Source organism: Streptomyces sp. NPDC051243, from assembly GCF_044455405.1.
Lineage (GTDB): Bacteria > Actinomycetota > Actinomycetes > Streptomycetales > Streptomycetaceae > Streptomyces.
Genome location: NZ_JBITES010000024.1, coordinates 1 through 17,718 on the forward strand (window position 1 = coordinate 1; position 17,718 = coordinate 17,718).

General features: G+C 72.4%; 9 protein-coding genes. 4 read left to right on the forward strand and 5 right to left on the reverse strand.

Going from position 1 to position 17,718, the window contains the following annotated elements; genetic code table 11:
* Positions 1 to 516 precede the first annotated feature (516 nt).
* Positions 517 to 1,065 carry a MarR family winged helix-turn-helix transcriptional regulator gene (locus tag ACIBAG_RS41945; protein ID WP_399112912.1) on the reverse strand — a complete coding sequence of 183 codons (549 nt, stop codon included), beginning with the start codon at positions 1,063 to 1,065 and terminating at the stop codon, positions 517 to 519.
* 101 nt (positions 1,066 to 1,166) lie between these two features.
* Here ACIBAG_RS41945 and ACIBAG_RS41950 point away from each other — a divergent pair, with 101 nt between their 5' ends.
* Positions 1,167 to 2,474 carry an MFS transporter gene (locus ACIBAG_RS41950; protein ID WP_399112913.1) on the forward strand — a complete coding sequence of 436 codons (1,308 nt, stop codon included), beginning with the start codon at positions 1,167 to 1,169 and terminating at the stop codon, positions 2,472 to 2,474.
* 32 nt (positions 2,475 to 2,506) lie between these two features.
* On the opposite strand, the gene ACIBAG_RS41955 is transcribed toward ACIBAG_RS41950, so the two are convergent.
* Both ACIBAG_RS41955 and ACIBAG_RS41960 read right to left on the reverse strand, forming a co-directional pair.
* Positions 2,507 to 4,165: a SpoIIE family protein phosphatase gene (locus ACIBAG_RS41955; RefSeq protein ID WP_399112915.1), complete on the reverse strand. Its 1,659-nt coding sequence runs from the start codon at positions 4,163 to 4,165 to the stop codon at positions 2,507 to 2,509.
* A gap of 238 nt (positions 4,166 to 4,403) precedes the next feature.
* A complete protein-coding gene (locus tag ACIBAG_RS41960; RefSeq protein WP_399112917.1) occupies positions 4,404 to 5,783 on the reverse strand; it encodes an NAD(P)/FAD-dependent oxidoreductase in 1,380 nt (459 codons plus the stop codon).
* Between the two features lie 385 nt (positions 5,784 to 6,168).
* Here ACIBAG_RS41960 and ACIBAG_RS41965 point away from each other — a divergent pair, with 385 nt between their 5' ends.
* Together ACIBAG_RS41965 and ACIBAG_RS41970 are read left to right on the forward strand one after the other, a co-directional pair.
* On the forward strand, positions 6,169 to 6,939 hold the full coding sequence (locus ACIBAG_RS41965) for a TetR/AcrR family transcriptional regulator (RefSeq protein ID WP_399112918.1): 771 nt from the start codon (positions 6,169 to 6,171) through the stop codon (positions 6,937 to 6,939).
* 357 nt (positions 6,940 to 7,296) lie between these two features.
* A complete protein-coding gene (locus ACIBAG_RS41970; RefSeq protein ID WP_399112919.1) occupies positions 7,297 to 9,270 on the forward strand; it encodes a sigma-70 family RNA polymerase sigma factor in 1,974 nt (657 codons plus the stop codon).
* 36 nt (positions 9,271 to 9,306) lie between these two features.
* Here ACIBAG_RS41970 and ACIBAG_RS41975 read toward each other — a convergent pair whose 3' ends face one another.
* Together ACIBAG_RS41975 and ACIBAG_RS41980 are read right to left on the reverse strand one after the other, a co-directional pair.
* Positions 9,307 to 12,774: an AfsR/SARP family transcriptional regulator gene (locus tag ACIBAG_RS41975; RefSeq protein WP_399112920.1), complete on the reverse strand. Its 3,468-nt coding sequence runs from the start codon at positions 12,772 to 12,774 to the stop codon at positions 9,307 to 9,309.
* A gap of 257 nt (positions 12,775 to 13,031) precedes the next feature.
* Complete coding sequence (locus ACIBAG_RS41980; protein ID WP_399112922.1) at positions 13,032 to 15,125, reverse strand: asparagine synthase-related protein; 2,094 nt, start codon at positions 15,123 to 15,125, stop codon at positions 13,032 to 13,034.
* A 922-nt stretch (positions 15,126 to 16,047) separates the two neighbouring features.
* Between ACIBAG_RS41980 and ACIBAG_RS41985 the strand changes: the two genes are divergently transcribed.
* A complete protein-coding gene (locus tag ACIBAG_RS41985; protein ID WP_399112924.1) occupies positions 16,048 to 17,472 on the forward strand; it encodes an MFS transporter in 1,425 nt (474 codons plus the stop codon).
* Positions 17,473 to 17,718 lie beyond the last annotated feature (246 nt).

Genomic DNA, 17,718 nt, shown 5'->3' on the forward strand with positions numbered 1-17,718 from the left:
CTGGCGTTGATTTTTGGCACGCTGTTGAGTTCTCAAGGAACGGACGCTTCCTTTGTACTCACCCTCTCGGGCTTTCCTCCGGGCGCTTCCCTTCGGTCTTGCGTTTCCGACTCTATCAGATCTTTTCTCGATCCGATTTCCTCGGTGCTTTCCAGGTTTCCGCTCTCGCGTTTCCCTTTCCGGCGGTTCCGACTTTATCAGATCCTTTCGGGCCTGACTCCCAGTCAGCGGGGCTTGCCTTCACGGCTGTTGGGCCGTTCCGACGTCTCAAACCTTAGCGGATCCGCTCGGCGATTCCCAATCGGGCCGCCGAGTCCCAATTCGAATTGAATTCGGGCATGCCGAAATCGACCCGGTCGGGAGATCGTGCTGGTGGTTTGGTTGCCGCTTTCGCGGCGGGAGGTGCTGTCGCAGAACCGTTACGGCTCCGCGGCAACCCGAAGAACTTTACGGATCCGGCTGGGGGCTGTCAAGCGTCCCCTGCCAAGATCTTTTGTGTCGGTGCCGGGGCCTGCGTCAGTCCAGGTCACTGAGGCGTCCGCCGGCGTCCGGCTGGGCGTGTTCCACCCTGCGGAGCAGGCGGGTGAGGACCTCGCCGAGGGTGGTGCGCTCCCCTGCTGAGAGGTCCTGGAGCAGGTCCTCCTCGAACACCGACGCGAGGCGCATCGCCTCCAGCCACTTCTCGCGGCCGTCAGCGGTGAGCTCGACGATGACGCGGACGCGGTTGGACTCGTCGCGCTCCCGGGTGACCAGACCCTCGGCGACCATGCGGTCGATGCGGTGGGTCATGGCGGCCGGGGTGAGGCCGAGGCGCTTGGCGAGGTCGCTGGGGCCCATGCGATAGGGGGCGCCGGAGAGGACGAGGGCCTTGAGGACCTCCCACTCGGCGTTGCTGATGCCGAGGGCGGCGGTCTGGCGGCCGTAGGCGACGTTCATGCGCCGGTTCAGGCGGGACAGCGCCGAGACGATCTTCTCGACCTGGGGGTCGAGGTCCTGGAACTCGCGCTGGTAGGCGGCGATCTGTTCTTCGAGTGTCGGCTCGCTGATGCCGGGGGTGTCGCCCATGGGCCGAGTATGGCACGGGCTTGCTTGGCGTTGAAGTTCTTTGACGTGTACTGTTTAGCTTCGAAGTTTAGCTTTGAAGTCTTCAGGTCTGCATGCAAGAAATGAGAGAGGTGAACGTGACCAGGGCGATGGGCGCAGCGATGCGCCGGATCCACGTGGGCAACGCACTCAGCGCGTTCGGGCTCGGTTTCACCGTCCCCTACCTGTACGTCTATGTGGCGCAGGTGCGGGGGCTGGGTTCCATGACGGCGGGGCTCGTCCTCGCCGTCTTCGCCGTGGCCGCGCTGGTCGTGCTGCCGTTCGCCGGGCGGGCCATCGTCCGGCGGGGCCCGCTTCCGGTACTGCTCGCCGCCCTGGTCACCGCCGCGCTGGGGGCACTGAGCCTGGGGCTCGCGGGGAGTGCGGGGGCCGTACTGCTCTCGGCGGCCGCGCTCGGGGCGGGGCAGGCCGTGATGCAGCCGGCGCTCGCGACGATGATCGTGGACTGCTCCTCGGCCGGGACGCGGTCGCGTGCGTTTGCGATGCAGTTCTTTCTGCAGAACCTCGGGCTGGGCGTCGGCGGGCTCATCGGTGGTCATCTCGTCGACGCGTCGAGCGTCTCGTCCTTCACTGTGCTGTTCGCGATCGAGGCGGCGGTGTTCCTGCTGCTCGTCGTGGTGATGTCGACGGTGCGGATGCCGCGGGCGCCGCGGATCGAGGGAGCGCCGGGGGCCGGTTCGGCGAAGGGCGGCTGGAAGCAGTTGCTCGGGAACCGGGCGATGGTGCAGCTGTGTGTGCTGGGGTTCGTGCTGTTCTTCGCCTGCTACGGGCAGTTCGAGTCGGGGCTGAGTGCGTACGGTGTCGAGGCCGCCGGGGTGTCGACGTCCGCGCTCGGGACCGCGCTGGCCGCGAACACCGCGATGATCGTGGTGGCGCAGTTCGCCGTGCTGAAGTTCGTCGAGCGGCGGAGGCGGTCGCGGGTGATCGCGGCTGTGGGCCTGATCTGGGCCGTGGCGTGGGTCGCTGCGGGGTACGCGGGGCTCGGGCACGGGAGTCAGGCGATGGCCACGGCTGCCTTCATCTCCACGTATGCGCTGTTCGGGCTGGGTGAGGCGATGTTGTCGCCGACGGTCGCCCCGCTGGTCGCGGACCTGGCGCCGGAGGGGATGGCGGGGCAGTACAACTCCGCGTTCGCCCTGGTGAAGCAGCTCGCGCTGGCGGTTGGGCCGGCCGTGGGCGGGCCCATGGGGGCCTCGCTGCCCGGGCCGTACGTCGTGACGTTCCTGTTGTTCTCGTTGGGGATCACCTTTCTCGCGCTGCGGCTGGGGCGTGAGCTCAACGCGGTGCAGGACCGGCCGTGGCTGGGGAAGAGCCGGGTGGTGGCGCAGGGCGCGGCCTCACCGGTGGGCCAGTCCCAGGCGCATGCCTGACACATGCCCTGCCCGCTGAGTGGCGCCCCTCGCTAGCGGCCCGCCCCCTGCGGCAGTGCGAACTCGCACCACACCGCCTTTCCACCCCCCGGCGTCCGGCGTGAGCCCCAGGCGGAGGCGATGGTGGCGACGATGGCGATGCCTCTGCCCGACTCGTCGGCCGGTTCGGCCCGTCGGCGGCGGGGGAGGTGGTCGTCGCCGTCGGTGACCTCGATGATCAGGCGGCGATCGGTGCGGCGCAGGCGCAGTCGCATGGGTGGGGTGCCGTGCTGGAGGGAGTTGGCGACCAGTTCGCTCGTCGCCAGGACGCCCAGGTCGTGCAGGTCGGTCGGGAAGCGCCAGCTCGTCAGGACGCCGGAGGCGAAGGCACGCGCGCGTGGGGCCGCTTCCACGCCGCCGAGGAGTTCCAGGGCGGCGTTGCGGAAGAGGTCGCTGTCGGGGCCCGTGCGGGCCGGGTGCTGGAGGACCAGGACGGCGACGTCGTCGTCGTGGTCCGCGGTGACGCCCGCTGTGCGGACCAAGCGGTCGCAGATCACCTGGGGGGTGCCGGTCGCGCCGGCCAGGGCGCGTTCCAGGGAGGCGATGCCCTCGTCCAGGTCCTCGTCGCGGCGTTCGACGAGGCCGTCGGTGTAGAGGACCGCCGTGGAGCCGGGGCTCAGGGCGATCGAGCCGGACGCGTGCATCCAGCCGCCCGTGCCGAGGGGCGGGCCGGTGGGTTCGTCGGCGCGCTGGACCGTGCCGTTCTCGTCGCGGACCAGGATCGGGAGGTGGCCGGCGGAGGCGTACACCAGGCGGCCCTCGTTCGGGTCGTGGACGGCGTAGACGCAGGTGGCGATCTGGTTGGCGTCGATCTCCATCGCCAGGCCGTCCAGGAGTTGCAGGACCTCGTGCGGGGGGAGGTCCAGGCGGGCGTACGCCCTCACCGCCGTACGGAGCTGGCCCATGACCGCTGCCGCGCGGACGCCTCTGCCCATGACGTCGCCGATCACCAGGGCCGTGCGGCCGCCGCCCAGGGTGATCACGTCGTACCAGTCGCCGCCGACCGCGGCCTCCGTGCCGCCGGGGTGGTAGGTGGCGGCGATGCGCAGGTCGTCGGGTTCCTCGAGCTCCTGGGGGAGGAGGGAGCGCTGGAGGGTGACGGCGGTTTCGCGTTGGCGGCGTTCGCTGGCGCGGAGGCGTTCGGCGGCTTCCGCGTGGTCGGTGACGTCGGTGGCGAATACGAGGACACCGCCGTCGCCTTCGGTCACCGGGGTACAGGTGAACGTGTAGGAGCGGCCGTCGGGGGCCTTGCGGGACTTGAGGGTGCGGGGCTTGCCGCTGCGCAGGACCTGGTCGAGGAGGGGGAGCAGGCCCAGTTCGGCGAGTTCGGGGAGGGCCTCGCGGGCCGGTTCGCCCGGGGGGCGTACGCCGAAGGCCGTGACGTAGGCGTCGTTGACGTACGCGAGTCGGTGGTCGGAGCCGTGGACGAGGGCGACCAGGGACGGGACGCGGTCCAGGACCTCGCGGACGGGCAGCTCGTCCAGGGCGGGGATCGGCTTGGCGTCGTCGGTGAGGTGTTCGGCGCGGGCCGCGGGGACGGCGCCCGGGTTCTCCCCCCGGCGGTCCTGGGTGACCGCCGCCGTGCTTTCGGTCCGCGCTGCGGCGCGGCGCTGCGTTCCGGGGAGCCGGGCGCTCCAGCGCGTGAAGTTCACGAATCCTTGCCTCGTGTCGTCGTCTTCTGCCGGCTCCGGACCCGGCCTGGGTTCTGAGGGGTGGCACCAGCACCCCGCGGTTGCAGCACTGTGGGAGAGCCTCGCGGGTCGAGGGCGGGCGGGTGCCCGTCCGGGGTCGTCCAGGGTCGGGATCGGTTCGGGGATCAGTCTGGCAGTGCGGCCGACCTGGCCGACACCCGTCAGACGCCTGCCCCGTCGGTGGAGTTCCTGGGTCCGGTCAGGACGACCCCTTCGTGTCGTCTCCCGGGTTGAGGTGATGCTTTCCACCGGCCGCGAGTTCGAACTCCGCTCGGGGATGTTCGAGTGATCCGAGGGAGACGACCTCCCTTTTGAAGAGCCCCGACAGGGTCCACTCGGCCAGGACGCGGGCCTTGCGGTTGAAGGTCGGCACCCTGCTGAGGTGGTAGACGCGATGCATGAACCAGGCAGGGTAGCCCTTCAGCTTGCGGCCGTAGACATGTGCGACGCCCTTGTGGAAGCCGAGGGAGGCGACCGAGCCCGCGTACTTGTGGGCGTACGTCTCCAGGGGTTCGCCGCGCAGGGTGTGCGCGATGTTGTCGCCGAGCACCTTCGCCTGGCGCAGGGCGTGCTGGGCGTTGGGGGCGCATTCCTTGCCCGGTTCGCCGGCGGTGACGTCGGGAACGGCGGCGGCGTCTCCCGCGGCCCACGCGTGCGTGGTGCCCTCGATCGTCAGCTCGGGGGTGCACCTGAGCCTGCCGCGCTCGTTGAGTGGCAGGTCCGTCGCGGCGAGGATCGGGTGGGGTTTGACGCCGGCCGTCCAGACGACCGTACGGGTCGGGAAACGCGCGCCGTCGCTGAGGACGGCCACGCGGTCCGCGCAGGACTCCAGGCGGGTGTGCAGGCGTACGTCGATGTTGCGGCGGCGCAGTTCGGTGACGGTGTAGCGGCCCATGTCCTCGCCGACCTCGGGCAGGATGCGGTCGGAGGCCTCGACCAGGATCCACTTCATGTCCTCGGGCCGGACGTTGTGGTAGTAGCGCGTGGCGTAGCGGGCCATGTCCTCGAGCTCGCCGAGCGCCTCCACGCCCGCGTAGCCGCCGCCCACGAAGACGAAGGTGAGGGCGGCGTCGCGGATCGCGGGGTCGCGGGTGGAGGAGGCGATGTCCATCTGCTCGATGACGTGGTTGCGCAGGCCGATGGCCTCCTCGACGGTCTTGAAGCCGATGGCGTGGTCGGCGAGGCCCGGGATGGGGAGGGTGCGCGAGACGGAGCCGGGGGCGAGGACGAGTTCGTCGTACGACAGCTCTTCCGTGCCGGTGCCCTCCTCCTCGGTGGCGAGGGTGGTGAGGGTCGCGGTGCGCCCGGCGTGGTCGATGGCCGTGGCCTCGCCGATGACGATCCGGCACTGCGGCAGGACGCGGCGCAGCGGTACGACCACATGGCGCGGGGAGATGGAGCCGGCGGCGGCTTCCGGGAGGAACGGCTGATAGGTCATGTACGGGTCGGGAGTGACCACGGTGATCTCGGCTTCGCCCCGCCCGAGTTCCTGTTTCAGCCTCCGCTGAAGCTGCAGGGCCGTGTACATCCCGACGTAGCCGCCGCCGACAACGAGAATGCGCGCACGTTCCTTCACCATCCCATGACGCACCCGGCGCTTGCGTTTGTCCACAGGCTCGACAATTTGTGTGACCGGAAGCCGTCGACCTCACGGTTTGGCCGAATTGCCGGAGTGCGCGAAAACTTCCCAGGTCAGTGGGTGTGCGCCGGGGGGTCGAGGGTGGCTCAATCGGGACGTAAACGACTCGTACTCCGATCGAGGGGCGCTCCGTGCGGAACGTGCCCCTTCTGAATTGACCCCCGCTCAACTATGTTCGTGTGTCGACGGGGTGTAGGGGGATGCGCTCTTCGGGTCCGTGAGTCACGCACGGCGGACCCGGGGTCCGGGCTTGTTCCGCGACGCTCCGGCTTTGCAATGACGGGGAGTGTCTCCGGGGGGAGACGTCATTACCGGGGGATCGCTTATGCATGTTCAGGATTCACGATGGTCTTCCGCGTCCGCCATCACAACAGGCGGCGGAGCGGTGGGCGGCACGATGAGCGCGGCTGCGGGCAACGGACGCGCGGACGCGCGGACGACGCCGCTGCGTGTGGACGCACAGCGCAATCTGGAGCACGTTCTGCGTGCGGCGCGCGAGGTCTTCGGCGAGCTGGGATACGGCGCGCCGATGGAGGACGTGGCGCGGCGCGCGCGGGTCGGCGTCGGGACGGTGTACCGGCGCTTCCCGAGCAAGGACGTCCTGGTGCGGCGGATAGCCGAGGAGGAGACCTCCCGGCTGACCGACCAGGCGCGTGCGGCGCTCGGGCAGGAGGACGAGCCGTGGTCGGCGCTGTCGCGCTTCCTGCGCACTTCGGTGGCGTCGGGCGCGGGTCGGCTGCTGCCGCCGCAGGTGCTGCGGGTCGGGGTCGCCGAGGACGTTGCCGGGGTCGACGAGGCCCGGGTGCCGCAGCAGCGGACGCAGCCGGGCGCGGGTGAGCTGCGGCTGGTGCCGGAGCAGTCCGCGGCGGTGCCGGCGGACGACGCGGGTGCGGCGGCGCTGCTCGACGTGGTGGGCCAGCTCGTGGAGCGGGCGCGCGCGGCGGGTGAGCTGCGGGCCGATGTGTCGGTGTCGGACGTCCTGCTGGTGATCGCGACGGCGGCGCCCTCGCTGCCGGACGCGGCGCAGCAGGCGGCGGCCTCGGCGCGACTGCTGGACATCCTGCTGGAGGGGCTGCGGTCGCGGCCTCAGGCGTGAGCCGGCCGAAGTGACGACCGTGAGCCGTTCGAAGTGACGATCGTTAGCCTTCGAAGTGACGACCGTTGCCTCGCGCACGAGCGTGACTTCGAAAGGGTGACCACGAGGCGGGGTGCTGCGCCGCCCTCGCCTCGGCCACCATCACTGGAACATGCCTGACCTCCCGGGCGCCGCACACAACTCCCGTCGGGAGAAGGCTGTTTGAGCCCTCCCCGTGCGGGCGAGGGATGTTACGACGGTGCCGGAAGTGCCCACGGACGAGTGGATGTACGCACGGGTGGGTCCTGACCAAAAGCCGATGTGGCACCCTGACCCGGTGTCCGGGACTTGTGGAGCTGGCGGCGGGGGCTTTCCGCGATGAGCGTTGACGGGTGGGACGAGTCACGCGGTGACGGGGACTCGGCGACTCCACAGGTGCCGAGTCAGGGCGGACGCGCGGATGTGCCGTCGGGCGGCTACCCGGTGGAACAACCGCAGGCCCGCGCGGAGGGCAGCGTCCCGGCACAGCGCGACCGACGCGAGGACGGCGCGCTGCCTCCGCCACGCGAACTGCCACGGTCCGACGCCGACCTGATCGGGCGGATGCGAGCCGGCGACGACACCGCGTACGAGACGTTGTACCGGCGCCACGCGGAAGCGGTGCGCCGGTACGCGCGCACCTGCTGCCGTGACGCCCACACCGCCGACGACCTCACGGCCGAGGTCTTCGCCCGCATGCTCCAGGCGGTGCGCGGCGGCTCCGGTCCCGAGCACGCCGTACGCGCCTATCTGCTCACCTCCATCCGGCGGGCCGCCGCGGACTGGACGAAGTCGGCGCGGCGCGAGCAACTGGTCGACGACTTCGCGGTGTTCGCCGCGCAGTCCGCGCGCGTGCCCGACGTGTCGGACGACGACACACTGGACCTGGGCGCGGACGTGCGGGCGATGCACGAGGCCGAGCAGTCCATGGCCATGCGGGCCTTCCGGTCGCTGCCGGAGCGCTGGCAGGCGGTGCTGTGGCACACCGAGGTCGAGGACGAGTCGCCGAGCGAGGTGGCCACGCTCTTCGGGCTCGACGCCAACGGCACCCGCGTGCTCGCCAGCCGAGCCCGCGAGGGCCTCAAGCAGGCCTATCTCCAGGCCCATGTCAGCGCCAGCCTCGCCGGCGACGAGGCATGCGCCCGCTACGCCGACCGGCTCGGTGCCTACGCCCGCGGCAGCCTGCGCACCCGTGCCGAGCGGGGTCTGCGCAAGCACCTGGAGGAGTGCGCCAAGTGCCGGCTGGCCGCGGGCCAGATCAAGGAAGTCGCCAGCGGTATCCCCGCCGTCGTGCCGGTCGCGGTCATCGGCTGGTTCGGTGCCGCCGGGTACGCCAAGGCGGCCGGGCTCATCGCCGGCGGTGCCGGGGCGGGTGCGGCCGGAGCGGCGGGGGCGGCCGCGGCGGCGAGCGGCGGATCGTCGAGCGGTGCCGGTGCCGCGGGTGGCGCCGGAGCCGCGGGCGGAAGTTCATCCGGTGGCGTCGGGGGCGGTGCGGCGGCCTCCGAAGGGCTGGGGGCGCCGCTGAAGGCCGGTATCGCGGCCGGTGTGGTCGCCGTGGGCGTGGCGGCGGCGATCGTGCTCGCGCTGGCCGGCAACGACCGGCCGGCCGACCGGGAGGACGCCAAACAGCCTCCCGTGCCCTCCCCCATCGTCGAGGAAACGCCCACTTCCGAGCCGCCGGAGAAGGAGCCCGCTCCACAGCCGCCGGCGATCGTCCCGGCCGTGAAGCCGAAGCCGACCCCCACCCCGACCCCCACCCCGACTCCGACGCCGACTCGCACGCCGAGTCCGACGCCCACTCCCACCCCCTCCGTCACGCCGACGCCCACTCCTGCACCGACGCCCCCGCCCACCCCGACTCCGACGCCCCCGCCCGCCCCGGTCGTCTACCAGTGGAGCGAGCTGTCGTACGACGTCGCGGGCGACGGCACCGAACCCGAGATGCGGATCGGCGAGAGCAGCTGGGTGTGGCAGCGATACGGCGTCTCGATCGCCGACGAGCGCTACGCGCACGGCGTCACCGTGCACGGCCGGTCCTCCGTCGCCATCGACCTCAACCGGGAGTGCTCCGCCTACGACGCGTTCGTCGGCGTCGACGACAGCACCCTGGGGCTCGGCAAGTTCTCCTTCTCGGTCTACGCCGACGGCGTCCGGCTGTGGCGGTCCCCGCTGCTCGAGGGCGGGGACCCGGCGGTGCCCGTCCATGTGAACCTCGCCGGGCGCGAGACCGTACGGCTGGTGGTCGAGCCGCACAGCACCGTCGACACCCTGCTGCTGGCGGACTGGGCGGAGTCGAAGTTCAGCTGCGTGTAGGGGTGTTCAACGCGTTCAACCCGCGCTCGCTGGGGCTCACGGCATCTGTCGGGCGGTGACATGGAGGGCGCACACGGCCTCGTCGAGGTCGCGCAGAATCTCCTCCTGGGTGAGGGCGGCACCCCGGCTGTGCTCGGCGGTGAACCGCCCGGCCCCCAGAGCGGTGCGCGCGACGGCCTCGGCCCGCTCGGCGTGCGCGCGTTCCGGCAGGAGGCGCGGATGGCCACCGCGCCAGTGTTCCGAGGCGGCGAGCAGACGTACCGCGCGCGGGTGGTCGCCGAGGCGGGTCAGCAGGTCCGCCGCGGCGTCCGCGAGGGTCGCCGCGATCAGGTCGGAGCAGCGCTTCTCGACGGCCATGCGCAGTGTGTCGGCCAGGCGGGGCAGGCCGTGCCTCGGGCCCGACTCGGCGGTCACCGTCAGCGCGTCGAGCGTGCTGAGCATCACGAGGAACTGGGGTGGTGGCGTGGCACGCTCGGTCTCCACGCGGGCCGCCTCGCACAGCGCACGCGCGCGTGCCGTGTCCTTGTCGTCCAGCGCGATCTGAGCCCGCAGCAGCAGCACGAACGCACGTGAGTCCGCCACGCCGAACCGGTCGGCCGCCGCGCCGGCCTCGTCCAGCGCGGTCAGGGCGGCCGTACGGTCACCCGAGCGGTAGGCCAGCTCGCCGAGCCTGGCGATGAGGAACGGGGTCTCCGCGTACGCGCCCACCTCATGGGCGAGACGCAGCGCCTCCTCGTACTCGCCCCTGGCCTCCTCGAAGCGGCCGCGCGACACGGCCGTCTCGCCGGCCGCGCTGCACACCTGGGCCCGCATCCAGCGGTCGCCGGCCCGGCGGCTGAGGATGCGCAGCTCTGCGAGGTCGTCGTCGATCCTCGCCAAGCCGCCCGGTGAATCGACGAGCATGTGCGTGCGGAACATCAGGATGCAGCCGGTCTCCCAGTCACCGCCGTGCGCACGGCAGTTGGCCAGCACGGCGTCCATGACAGGCCCGGTGTTCGCCGTCTCGCCCAGCATGAAGTGGGTCAGCGGCCAGACCAGGCCCGGAAGGCGGGCCGCTTCGGGGCCGCCCCGCGCGAAATGCGCCCGCACCTGGTCGAGGTACCGCCTCAGTCGATCGTCCTGCCAGTGCTCGACCGGTTCGAAGTCGATGGCCAGGAACAGATGCAGCAGGCGCAGGCTCATCCGGGGCGCGTGCCGCGGGTGGTGCTCCTGCTCCTCCCGGGCGGTGAGGAAGGCGTCCACCGGGTCGGCAGCGGGCGGGGTGCCTCGGTGGGCGGCGTCCAGGGCGAGGCACAGGCGCAGCACCCGGTCGACCCAGGCGGCGCCTTCGACGCGGTAGTTGCGCAGCCACCAGAACCAGCCCATGGCGAGGCAGAGGGACGTGGCGTCCGCTTCGTCGTCCGCCGTGAGAGCGCGGTCGAGGGCGGCGCGGATGTTGTCCAACTCCGTTTCCAGGCGGGAGATCCACGGGAGCTGGTCGGCTGAGCGCAGCAGCGGGTCGGCCTTCTCCACGAGCGCGCGCGCCCACGCGCGGTGTCTGCGCTCGGCCGCGAGGCGCAGCTCGGGGAGCTCGGCGGCGCGCTCCACGGCGTACTCGTGGATGGTCTCCAGCATGCGGTACCGCATGCCGTCGGAGCCGTCCCGCTCGCACGGGGTGGCCACGATCAGGGACTTGTCGACGAGCGCGCCGACGACGTCCGCGGTCGTCGGCCCGGCGCACACGGCCTCCGCCGCCGCGAGGTCCCAGCCGCCCGCGAAGACGGACACCTCGCGCAGCACCGTCCGCTCCGGCTCGTCCAGCAGGCCCCAGGACCAGTCGACGACGGCACGCAGGGTCTGCTGGCGGGGCAGGACCGTACGGCTTCCGGAGGTGAGGAGGCGGAAGCGGTCGTCGAGGCGGTCGGCGATCTGGCGGGGGGTGAGCAGCCGCAGCCGGGCCGCCGCCAGCTCGATGGCCAGCGGCAGGCCGTCGAGGCGGCGGCAGATCTCCGCGACGGCGTTCTCGTCGCGCAGCACGGCTTCGGCGTCGGGGCGGACGGCCGCCGCGCGCTCCGCGAAGAGGCGGTGCGCCTGGTCGGGGAGCAGGGGCTCGACCGGGCGCACCGACTCGCCGGGAACGCCCAGGGGTTCACGGCTGGTGGCGAGGATCGTGAGGCCCGGGCAGTGGGTGAGGAGGGTTTCGGCGAGGGTGGCGGCCGCGCCGATGACATGTTCGCAGTTGTCAAGGATCAGGAGCCGGCTGCGCGGGGCGCAGTGCTCGATCAGCAGGGCGACCGGGTCGTCCTGCGGGCCCGCCAGCTCGTTGGTCATGAGCACGGTCTCGCGCAGACCGAGCGCGTTGACCACCGCGCCCGGCACCGCCTCCGGCCGGTCGAGCGGGGCGAGCTCGACGAGCCATGCCTGGGGGAGCCCGGCGGCGGCTTCCTCGGCGAGGCGGGTCTTTCCAGAGCCGCCCGGTCCGGTGAGCGTGACCAGTCGGGCCCTGTGCAATTCGGAACGGATGGCGTCGAGTTCGAGTTCCCGGCCCACGAAAGAGGTAAGGCGGGGGCGGAGGTTGCCGGTGAGTTCGGGATGGGGGTTGTGGTGTGGGAGGTGTGGTTGGGGCAGTTGGTGCCTGTGGGGCGGCAGCTCGGTGGCCATGGGGTGGTGTTGGTGGTGCGGCGGCTCGGTGGGTGCGGGGTGGTGCCGGTGGTGGAGAGCCGCGCGGCCCGGCGGGCGTGGGTGCGGCTGGGTTTCCGCTTCGGGCGTGGTGTCGGTGCTCGGCTTCCAGCTCCGCTCAGGTGCCGCCGGTGTCAGCAGCTCGGTGTGCAGGGCGCGGAGTTCGGGTCCGGGGTCGGTGCCGAGGCCGTCGGCGAGGGTGCGGCGGGCGGATTCGTACGCGGCGAGGGCGTCGGCGGGGCGGGCCGTGTCGCGCAGGGCGCGGATGAGGAGGCCGTGCAGCGGCTCGTCGTACGGGTGAGCCGCGGTCAGTTCCCTGAGTTCCGGTACGACGTCCTGGGCGCGGCCGAGTCGAAGCTCCGCCTCGATACGCGCGCGGGTCCCCTCCAGGCGCAGGGCCTCCGGGCGGGTCGCGGCGGCCGTGCGGTCGGGGAGGTCGGACAGGGCCGGGCCGCGCCACAGGCTGAGGGCGGCGGCGAGGTCGTGGGCCGCGCTGGACGGGTCACCGCGGTCGAGGGCTGAGGTGCCCTGACGTACGAGGCGTTCGAACAGGAAGAGGTCCACGTCGTCCTCGGCCGCCGCGAGCCGGTAGCCACCGGGAGCGGAGGTGACGCTCTCCTTGCCGAGGGCACGGCGCAGGCGGCCGACCAGGGCGTGGAGAGCGGCCGGGGCGTCCTGGGGTGGGTCGCCGGCCCAGATCTCGTCGATCAGGGTGTCGGGGGTGGTGGGACGGCCGGGGCGCAGGGCGAGAGCTGTGAGCAGCGCGCGGAGGCGGGGGCCGCCGATGGGTATGGCGGTGCCCTGGTCGTCCTCGGCCTGGGTGACGCCCAGGATTCTGTACCGCACCAGGTCATTGTCGCGGGGGTGGATGGTGAGGGCACGGGTTTTGGTGGCGTGGGCGGGGCGGGGCGTCGGTGGGGCGGAGCGAGGGCGTGGGCGGGGCGTGGTGCGGTGTCGGTCGGGTGCGGGCCGGGAGAGGTCTCGCCCCCGCCGCCCCTACCCGTCCCATCCTGAAGGGGCTCCACCCCTTCCACCCCGCCAGGAGGCTCCGCCCCCTGGACCCCCGTCGGCCCTGAAAGGGCCACGCTGAGAGGCCCCGCCCCCTACGCGCGCCGCGCCCCCGCCCCCAACGCCCCTCTCTGCGGCGTGATCCCCGCCGGTACCGCACGCTGTCGTGCCGGCGTTCCCGTCCAGCAGGTGCCCCGGCGGGCGAGCAGGCGGCGTAGCCAGAGTTCCAGGGCGACCAGGTCGGCGAGGCCGTCCAGGGGGAGGGGCTCGCCCTCGGCCGCCGCGCGCAGGGCCTTGCGGACGACGCGGGCCTCCACCAGGCCCGCCTGCGCGAGGAGGGGGGTTCCGAAGAGGGCCATCAGGGAGTCGGCCGCCACTCTCATGCCCGTTCGTGCCGCTACCGCCGCCGACGCGTGGGACGGAGTGCCCCAGCCGGGCGGGAGGTCGGCGACTCCGGCGCCCTCCAGGACCGTACGGAGTATGGCGGCGCGGGCGCCGGGCTGGACGCGCAGCGCCTCGGGGAGGGCTCGGCAGGCGCGGACGACCTGGTTGTCGAGGAAGGGGGCGTGCAGGCGCTGGAAGCGGATCTCGGCGGCCTGTTCCAGGACGCGGATGTCCGCGGCGTGGCGGGCCAGGGCCGCACGCGCGCGATAGTCGCCGGGTCGCTGGCCGGGGCCCACGCCGTTGCGGTTTGTCGCGGCTTGCAGGCGAACCGATACTTCAGCCAGCGCCTCACCGGTCAGCCAGCGTGCCGCGGGGCCCGGTCTGGCCCAGGTGAGCGCGGCGAGCGACGCCCCTACGGCACCTCCGGGTTCGTCGAAGCGGCGGTGCATGAGGCGGTCCGCCAGGGTTTCGAGGCCTGTTCGGTACGGGGTGCGGGCCAGTTTGCGTGCCGCGCCGTACACGCGCGCGGGGACCAGCACCGAGCCGTCCGCCTTCGCCAGCGCCGCGACCGGGCGGACCAGATGACGCCGTTTGCGGTCCATCAGGAGATCCGCGAGGCGGGCCGGGTGGGCGTCCAGGACCTGGCGGGCGCCGTAGCCGGTGAAGTGGTCCGCGCTGCCGGAGGCCAGGCGCACGCGGTGCCTCGCCGCCGTCACCAGGCTCGGGCCCGGCTCGTCCGTCAGCGGGCCGTCCAGGTCGGCGTACGGCAGCGTGTCCTCGCCCCCGGTCACCACCACGTGGTGCAGGCGGGGGTTGGCCGCCAGTGTGCCCGCCCGCTCCAGCTCGGCTTCGCGGCCGCCGACCGCCAGGTCGTTGAAGGTGACCGCCAGGAGGCGTTCGCCCGCGCCTGTGCCGTGGCCCAGTACCGTGCCCGGCATGCCCGGGAGGCCTGCGGCGAGCAGGGCCAGGGTGCCGGAGGCGGGGCCGCCGGACAGGTCCGCCCCGATGCCCGGTACCGGCATCCCGCGCGCGGCACGCCGTTCGGCCGGGCCCATCCCCGGGACCGGGCCTGGGTCTATGTCGGCGCCGGGGACATGGCGGGGCGCGGACAGACGCGCGCGTACCGCCTCCACCAGGGCGTCGCGTACGGCGTCCACCGCGCTGTCCGGGTCGGCCGTGGGCGCCGCCACCGCCAGCGAGGCGACCGGCTCGTACCCGGCGATCTCGCGTGCTCCGGCGCGCAGGATCAGCGCATGCCCCGGCGGAATGCGCCGTACGCCGTCGTACGGGGTGGAGTCGTGCAGGGCCGCCGGTACGTCGGGGGCGGCGAGCAGTGCCGCCAGGTGTCCGAAGTCCAGGTTGGCCTCGATGAGGTCGGCGAGGGGGAGCGCGGCCGTCGCATACGCCGTACCGCCTGCCCAGGGGGTGTAGAACACCGGCCGCGCGCCCGCCAGATCGCCGCACACCGTGATCCGGCGGCCGACCTGGACGACGGCCGTGTAGCTGCCGGACCACGCCGTCAGATGCCGAAGTGCCCCTCCGCGAGCGGCGAACAGGCCGACCCGCAGCTGCTCGTCGCTGGCCCCGCAGGTGCCGAGCACCGCGATCCGGGTCTGCTCGTCGGCCTTCACGACGCGGACCTCGTCCGGGCGCCAGTCGCCGACCGCCCACAGCGGATCGGGGTCGCCCCACAGCAGTTGGGACCCCACCGGGTGGACGGTCTCGCCGTCGCTTCCGGTGGCCCCCGCGGAGCCGGTCCCGGCGGCCACCGCGGCGGTGCTGCTCCATCCCACCAACCACCGCATCGACGCCTCCACAGGCTGTGGACAACCAGTGCACCGTACGAACCGGTTCACCATGCTGCCATGAAGGACGCGCGCGGGAGGGGCGGCGGAGCCGCTCGAGCTCCGGGAATCGCGCCCGCGCGAGCGCCCCCGGGCCGACCGCACCACCCGAACACCCGGGCTGGGCAAGGAGATCCGGCCGGGCGGATCGACGGTATCCGTGCGGACGGAGCAAGAAGGATCCGTGCGGAGGGAGCAAGAAGGATCCGTGCGGAGGGAGCGAGGAGATCCCTGCGGCCGGAGCAAGAAGGATCCGTGCGGAGGGAGCAAGAAGGATCCGCGCGGAGGGAGCGAAGAGATCCCTGCGGGCGCGGCAAGGAGATCCGTGCCGCCGCACCGAGGGGATCGCATGACGTCTGCGACGCGAATGCGCCCCCGATACGCTCCCCCAGAACGCCCCCTGCGCCCTCAAGTTCCGTGGTCGGAGCGGTAATTACCCGGGAGAACCGGGGTCGATTTTCAGCCAAATCGGCGTCGTAGGGACAGGCTCGCGCACGCTCCGTACAAGCCCTCCGCACTACTCGCCGTGCTCGACTTGCGCGCAGTCCGGGGAACGGAGTGCGCCCCCCGGACCGTTCCGCCGCCCGCGGGGATGAAGGCGGCGGAATCCCCCAGCCCACTGGATCCAGTACAGCGGGCCGACCCACGCAGGAGCCATGGAACCGCTCCCCCGATGGCTGGAGAAGAGCGCACGGACGGGCGCACAGCCACACAGCGGGAGCACGGCACAACTGTGCGTACAGGGTGCGCACTTGAGTGCGGACCACAATCCCGCCATCCGGAAGAATGCCCCTTAACGCTTGGGATGCGGCGAACTACGCTGGGTTTACGAATGCCGCATGGTTATGCCAGCGCGGCAGCCGTCTGTGTCGAGGGGTGGCGCATGTCCAGGGAGCAACGCGGGCCGAACGAAAAGCTCGGCGCCGTTCTCGCCCTCGCGGGAATCAGCAACGCAGGACTCGCTCGACGCGTCAACGACCTTGGCGCTCAGCGGGGCCTGACTCTTCGCTACGACAAGACGTCGGTGGCGCGCTGGGTGTCGAAGGGCATGGTGCCGCAGGGTGCCGCGCCGCACCTCATCGCCGCCGCGATCGGCCAGAAGTTGGGCCGCCCGGTGCCGCTCCACGAGATCGGCCTGGCGGACGCGGACCCCGCACCCGAAGTGGGCCTCGCCTTCCCCCGGGACGTCGGACAGGCGGTGAAGTCGGCGACGGAGCTGTACCGTCTCGACCTCGCCGGACGCCGCGCAGGCTCCGGCGGCATCTGGCAGTCGCTGGCCGGCTCGTTCGCAGTAAGCGCATACGCAACGCCTGCCTCACGGTGGCTGATAACCCCGGCCGACAGCTCGGTCGCGCGCGAAGCAAGCCCCTCCGAGGGCTCCGGCGCACCGCTCAAAGTCGGCCACAGCGATGTGCAGAAGCTGCGGGAGGCCGCCGAGGACGCCAGGCGCTGGGACTCCAAGTACGGGGGCGGCGACTGGCGTTCGTCCATGGTGCCCGAGTGCCTGCGGGTGGAGGCGGCACCGCTGCTGCTCGGCTCGTACTCCGACGAGGTGGGCCGCGCCCTGTTCGGGGCGAGCGCCGAACTCACCCGTCTCGCCGGGTGGATGGCGTTCGACACCGGGCAGCAGGAGGCCGCGCAGCGGTACTACATCCAGGCACTGCGTCTCGCGCGCGCGGCGGCCGACGTGCCCCTCGGTGGGTACGTCCTGGCGTCGATGTCGCTCCAGGCGACCTACCGGGGCTTCGGCGACGAGGGCGTCGACCTCGCCCAGGCCGCTCTGGAACGCAACCGCGGCCTCGCCACCGCCCGCACCATGAGCTTCTTCCGCCTCGTCGAGGCACGCGCACACGCGCGCGCGGGAGACGCGCAGGCGGCCGGTGCCGCGCTGAAGGCGGCGGAGGGCTGGCTGGAGCGGTCCAGAGAGGGCGACAACGACCCGTCCTGGCTCGGCTTCTACTCCTACGACCGCTTCGCCGCGGACGCCGCGGAGTGCTACCGGGACCTGAAGGCACCGCGTCAGGTACGCCGGTTCACGGAACAGGCCCTCTCCAAACCGACGGAGGAGTTCGTGCGCTCGCACGGACTGCGGCTCGTCGTCTCGGCCGTCGCCGAGCTGGAGTCGGGCAATCTCGATGCGGCATGCGAGCAGGGCGTGCGGGCGGTGGAGGTCGCGGGGCGGATATCGTCCGCGCGCACCACGGAGTACGTGAAGGACCTGTTGCACCGCCTGGAGCCGTACGGCGACGAGCCCCGGGTCGTCGAGCTGCGGGAGCGGGCACGGCCGCTGCTCATGGCACCGGCCTGAGCGTGCCCGCACGCGCGTGGAGTGCGCGGCGGCTCGGCAGCCCCGAGCCGCCGTCGCACCCGTCGGCAGCGGCACGCGAGCTGACGACGTCGGCCTTCTCCCTGCCACCGGGCCGGCGGCGGCCCGCCGGAACAGCTCCAAGCAGCCACCGCTCCATCCGCACGACCGTGTCGTGGATCCCCCGCGTGCCGCGCGCCGCTGAGGCCGCCGTCGCCCACGCAGCTCATGGCGTTCTCCTCAGGGCCT